The organism is Simplicispira sp. GW247-4R2A (assembly GCF_059424465.1).
On the sequence record NZ_JBWKZM010000050.1, the window covers coordinates 1 to 3,476 of the forward strand.

3 protein-coding genes are annotated in these 3,476 nt (G+C 65.1%); 2 read left to right on the forward strand and 1 reads right to left on the reverse strand.

Annotation, left to right across the window (positions count from 1 at the left end):
* Positions 1–413: 413 nt before the first annotated feature.
* A complete protein-coding gene (locus tag AC07ZH_RS20390) occupies positions 414–2,033 on the forward strand; it encodes a methyl-accepting chemotaxis protein (RefSeq protein WP_495201102.1) in 1,620 nt (539 codons plus the stop codon).
* A gap of 140 nt (positions 2,034–2,173) precedes the next feature.
* Positions 2,174–2,713 carry a cytochrome b gene (locus AC07ZH_RS20395; RefSeq protein ID WP_495201103.1) on the forward strand — a complete coding sequence of 180 codons (540 nt, stop codon included), beginning with the start codon at positions 2,174–2,176 and terminating at the stop codon, positions 2,711–2,713.
* Between the two features lie 104 nt (positions 2,714–2,817).
* Here AC07ZH_RS20395 and AC07ZH_RS20400 read toward each other — a convergent pair whose 3' ends face one another.
* Positions 2,818–3,393, reverse strand: a complete 576-nt coding sequence (locus tag AC07ZH_RS20400) for a diguanylate cyclase domain-containing protein (RefSeq protein WP_495201104.1) — start codon at positions 3,391–3,393, stop codon at positions 2,818–2,820.
* Positions 3,394–3,476: the final 83 nt, after the last annotated feature.

Consider the following 3,476-nt stretch of genomic DNA (forward strand, 5'->3'; position numbering starts at 1 on the left):
TTGCTTCATGCCTCAGATTTTCTCAGCTCATCGGCTCGCCGAGCACATCGGAAGCCGATTTATGCAGACTTTCCCTAGCACCCGCAGACTGCACCGGAGCGCACCAGAGCCACCAGGCCCAGGTGGCGCGCTCCCTTCGCTTGGGCGCCGGCCCTTATGACGCAGGCTGGTGCGGTCCCTGGGGGTTGGGTAAAACTATTGTTTTCATAGCTGTCAGCGCTTTCTGCATAAGCGCTAAAGGCACTTTTCTTATAAAAGCCACAAGCCCCGCGATCCGCCTGTCAATTGCGGAACTCCACAGTTGATGCCTTGCGCTGCGGGGCGTAGCCTCGCGCTGCGCACCCGGCAATGCCATGTTGCCTGGGTGGCGGCAGAAGGACGCCCACACTTTCCAACAAGACAGAGAGACAAGCATGCAACTCATTTCCGTGCGCAGCCTGGCGGCCCGGCTTTCCCTGGGCTTTGGCGTCATTCTGGTGTTGCTGCTGGGTATGGCGGTGCTCTCCTTGCTGCGCATGCAAGCGCTGTCGGCCACGCTGGAGGACATCACGGTGCACAACGCGGCGCGATCGCAAACGCTCAATGTGATGGCGCGCAGCGTCTCCGGCTACGTGCAGGCACTGGGTGACTTGGGCGGTACTGATCTTCAGGGTGGCCCGGCCCTCCTGGCTCGGGTGCGCAGTACGCTCAAGGAATACGACACGGCAGAGACGCGTCTGGCCGCGCTGCTGGCGGAAGACGCCCAGGCGAAGGCCTTGCTTGGGCCCGTGAAGGCCGCCGGCCACGCGGCGCGTGAACTGCTGGCCGTCAGCGAGAAAGAGACGGCCGGGCGCGGCGATGCGGCCATGGCCTTTCAGATGCGCAATGAATACGGCAAGGACGCCGCCACCTGGAGCGCGCGCCAGCAAGCCTGGGGCAAGGCCGTGAATGCGCTCAGCGATTGGCAGGACGCAGCCAACGCCAGCAGTTCGGCCCTGGCCATCGCGGACGCCCGCACGGCCCGGGTGCTGATCATCGTCGGCGCGCTGCTGGCCTTTGCGTTTGGCAGCGCCCTGGCCTGGTGGCTGGTGCGCGACACCCGCGCCGCCGTGCGCGAAGCCGTCGAGGCCACCCGCCGCATGGCCCGGCACGACCTCTCGCAGCCCATCGACACGCACCGCCAGGATGAAATTGGCGGCCTGCTGACCGCGCTGGAGGCCATGCGCCAGAATCTGCTGGAGCTGGCCACGGGGGTGCGCCAGGCGTCGGACGACATCAACAACGCCAGCGGTGAAATCGCCCAGGGCAGCCAGGACCTGAGCGACCGCACCGAAGAAGCCGCCAGCACGCTGGAGACCGCGCTGGCGTCCATTGCCCAGCTCACCACCTCGGTCCAGGAGACCACTGCCACGGCGCAGGCCACGCAGCAGATATCCACCCAGACCAGCAGCGTGGCGGCGCGCAGCGGCAGCGAGATGGGGCAGGTCGTCTCGACCATGCGCGAAATTGACGCAGCCTCGCACAAGATCTCCGACATCATTTCCATCATCGACGGCATTGCGTTCCAGACCAACATCCTGGCGCTCAACGCGGCCGTGGAAGCCGCACGCGCGGGTGAGCAGGGCCGGGGCTTTGCCGTGGTGGCCAGCGAGGTGCGCGCCCTGGCCGGCCGCAGCGCCGCCGCCGCCAAAGACATCAGCAGCCTGATCCACACCTCGCTGGCCAAGGTGGCCTCGGGCACGCAGCAGGTCGGGCGTGCCGGTCAGACCACCGCCGAGGTGACCGCCTCGGTCGAAAGCGTCTCGGGTCGGATTTCCGCCATCGCCACCGAGGTCAACCAGCAGATGGGGCGCATCGGCGAGGTGAACCAGTTTGTCGGCCAGCTCGACCAGATGGCGCACCAGAACGCCGCCCTGGCCGAAGAATCGGCCGCCGCGGCTGCGTCGCTGCGCCAGCAGGCCAGCCAGTTAGGCTTGCTGGTGAGCCGGTTTGAGCTCGGGCAGGGCGTGTCCGTGCGGGCCGGTGCAATGCCGGCCGTGCGGCTGGCACGCTGACCCTGCGGCCCTTGCACGCGGCGTACGGGCCGATACGGGTCGATACATACGGGTCGTAGGGGGGCAGCGCCAGCCGACTATGATTTCCATTCCTGAAACCCTTGGTTTGGCGCACGCCGAACCGCAGCCAGGACCGACCCATGACTGACCTGAACGCCCCCTCGCTTCATTACGATCGTCGCACCATCGTCCTGCACTGGCTGACCGCTGCATTGGTGGTGTTGCTTTGGGTGCTGGGGCAGACCATCGACTGGTTCGCGAAAGGCGATCCTCGGGTCTTCGCGCGCAGCACCCACATTTCGCTCGGCGTCGTGCTCGCGCTTGTGCTCGTGGCACGCATCAGCTGGCGTTTTGGACGCCACGCCGTGCACTTGCCTCCCGCAGGATCGGGATGGCTCGACAAGCTTGCGACCAGCGTGCACTGGCTCCTCTATGGGCTCTTGATTGCCACGGTTGTGCTGGGTGTAGCGAACGCATGGATCAGAGGCGACACGGTCTTCAACTGGTTCAAGATCCAGGCGTTCGACCCGAACAACAAAGGGCTGAAAGAAACCGTCGAAGACTTGCATGGGCTGGCGGCCAACATACTGCTGTTCGTTGCCTTCTTTCACGCCGCAGCCGCGCTGGTGCACCACTTTGTCTGGAAGGACGGCGTGCTCCGACGCATGCTAACGGCATGAAAGAGACCCGCAAGATCAAGCATATCGGCTGATGGTGCGCGGCCGCCGTGCCGGGTGCCAATGGTGGTATCGCCACGATTCGGGGGCAAGGTCACCGGCGCGCATCAAGCCGCTGGAATCGGACTGGGTGCGAACCGGATGCGGTTGCGCCCATCCTCCTTGGCCTGGTACATCGCCGCATCCGCCCTGTCAATCACGCTGTTCTGATCCTCGTCGCGCCCGCGGAAAACCGCTACGCCGATGCTGGCGGTGCATTGGTGCTCGATGGTGCCGGTCGCCGGGCCGGAGGGGGCGGCCTGCAGCACATAGGGCTCGGCCAGGCGGGTGCGGATTTTTTCTGCAATGGCGGCGGCTTGCGTGGTGGCTTCGTCTTGCAGCGTGTTCAGTTCGCACAGCAGCACGACGAACTCGTCGCCGCCAAAGCGGGCCACGGTGTCCGCTTCACGCACGCAGTCTTTCAAGCGTTCGGCCACTTCGATCAGCAGCAGGTCGCCCACCCCATGGCCGTGGGTGTCATTGAGCGGCTTGAAATTATCGAGATCCAGAAACAGCAGTGCGCCATGGCGGTGGCTGCGCTTGCTGGCCGACATGGTCTGGTCCAGGTGCTCCACCAGCAGTCGGCGGTTGGCCAGGTGGGTGAGCGTGTCGTGGAACGCCAGTTGACGGACCTGTTCTTCCAGGCGCTTGGGATGCTCTGCTTAAAGCGACTTTGAGTGTGCTGATGGCTCCCAGTTGAGCCAATTTGCAGAATGGGCGCGTGGCG